The organism is Acetivibrio ethanolgignens (assembly GCF_001461035.1).
Lineage (GTDB): Bacteria > Bacillota > Clostridia > Lachnospirales > Lachnospiraceae > Velocimicrobium > Velocimicrobium ethanolgignens.
Genome location: NZ_LNAM01000078.1, coordinates 1 through 1,785 on the forward strand (window position 1 = coordinate 1; position 1,785 = coordinate 1,785).

At 33.8% G+C, this 1,785-nt stretch carries 2 protein-coding genes; both read left to right on the forward strand.

The window, feature by feature from the left end:
- Positions 1 to 464: 464 nt before the first annotated feature.
- Positions 465 to 1,187: a hypothetical protein gene (locus tag ASU35_RS04585; protein ID WP_058351881.1), complete on the forward strand. Its 723-nt coding sequence runs from the start codon at positions 465 to 467 to the stop codon at positions 1,185 to 1,187.
- 236 nt (positions 1,188 to 1,423) lie between these two features.
- On the forward strand, positions 1,424 to 1,660 hold the full coding sequence (locus ASU35_RS04590; RefSeq protein ID WP_058351882.1) for a hypothetical protein: 237 nt from the start codon (positions 1,424 to 1,426) through the stop codon (positions 1,658 to 1,660).
- Positions 1,661 to 1,785: the final 125 nt, after the last annotated feature.

A 1,785-nucleotide genomic window follows, 5' to 3' on the forward strand; every position in this document is an offset into this window, starting at 1 on the left:
ATCAGTTCCATTTTAGGAGTTGGTTGTAAAAAAGGGTGAACTTCACGGATTCAGGTAAAAGACTTCGCAGCGTGGCAGTTGAACCACAGGGGCGAGCAATGCCGAGTAGAGCCCAGTACATCGCACGCCGAAACGGTCAAAAAATGGAAGAATATATAAAAAATTTCTTAGATAATTCGCTTCAAAATTCACGTGGAACTGATGCAAATAAAATATTCGTTGCTAAGGCAGCGTATGGCATGGTTGAGACCGCTCCAGTACCGATAGTAAACCAGGAGTAGCACAGGACAGCGGAGCAGATAGCCGCAGATTATGGACCACAAGCGGCACTTCTTGGGGATGTAGAGCCTGATTTCTAAGAATTTCCGTCATAATGCACAAAGGATTTTTCCAAAACAACAATAAAGGCTTTCAATTACTCTCCTTTTATCGTATAATTGCGGTGAAAGGAGAGTTCGATAAAAATGGATTACAAAGAGATGAAAATGCGTCCCATTAATAATAAAAAGGATGCTATTGTTTTTCTAAATCAAATGATTGTATTGGTAGACAAGAGAATGATGCGATTAAAAAATGCAATTTGTGATACGGAAAAATTATTAAATAAATACAACAATAAAGACAAGATAGAAACTACTATTTATCAGGCATATGCGGAAAGAATAGAATGCTTGACTATGTTTCTTTGCAATATACTTGGAGACGAAACAAAAAATGCAGTTTCGTACAGACAGTTCAGGAAGATAATGGACAAAAAGTTTTCACAAGGGAACAAAGAATTTAATCTTGAACCATTGGATAAAGCTATGATTGAAATGTTGGACAACATGAGAGAACAAAGAAACTGGGGGCATCATATTCCACAATCATTATTTGCTAGCCAAGAAAACTTTATGGTGAATGAGCAAAATACTAGCAAAAAGTTATTTGAAAAAATATTTTCAGATGACGAGGTGTATGTTTCTGTGTGGGAATATCATGACATAGAATGGCTTGTAAATTTATACATATCCGCTAAAATGGCATATGACAACTATAAAAAAGTTTTTCAACGAATGAAAAAGGATTACTCTGCATTAATAGAAAATCATATGAGGGTTAGCAGGATAAAAGAGCCAAATGCCAGACCTTTTCAATTCAATCAAATAGCAGAAGATTCATTAAAGGTAAATTCTAGAAAAAAGTGATGAATGGAAAAACGTGAGAAACCCGCCACCTGTTTTTTGTGATATCACTATAATGGCAAGTATTCTGCCATTTGTCTTTGTCCAGAATGCGGTAAAGTTTCGATGAAGTTACTTGGTAAAACATACGAAGCCTGTGGATGATATGTTAACACTTTATATGCTTATATTATGTATAAATTTTCCATCTTGTCCATATACTTATAATATATATAATCATAAAGTATCAGGAGGACATTATGGCAAGAGGTCAAAGAAAATCTATTGAGGATAAAATAAGAGAAAAGGAAGAATTAATTTCTTCATTGAAACGAAGAATAAAAAATGAAACAAACGAACTAGAAACCTTGTACGAGGATAAAAACAGAAGGGATATGGAATGTATCGGTCAACTTCTAAAAACGGCTCATATAACACCAGAAGAGGCTATGAATATAATAGAAACACATATAAATAAGAAAATATCACCGTCATAAAAAACATTGTAATCATTATAATTTGTTTTAATGAAATAATTATTGGATAAGAGTATTTTTTATAAGTAACTCAAACTTCGCACATAAATTTTCGCTATGCACCTTGAAAATTCAATATCTGGCAG

Excerpts from the sequence above, each read along its gene's own strand:
- ASU35_RS04590 (WP_058351882.1), top strand. The coding sequence starts at position 1,424 with ATGGCAAGAGGTCAAAGAAAATCTATTGAGGATAAAATAAGAGAAAAG.
- ASU35_RS04585 (WP_058351881.1), top strand. The coding sequence starts at position 465 with ATGGATTACAAAGAGATGAAAATGCGTCCCATTAATAATAAAAAGGAT.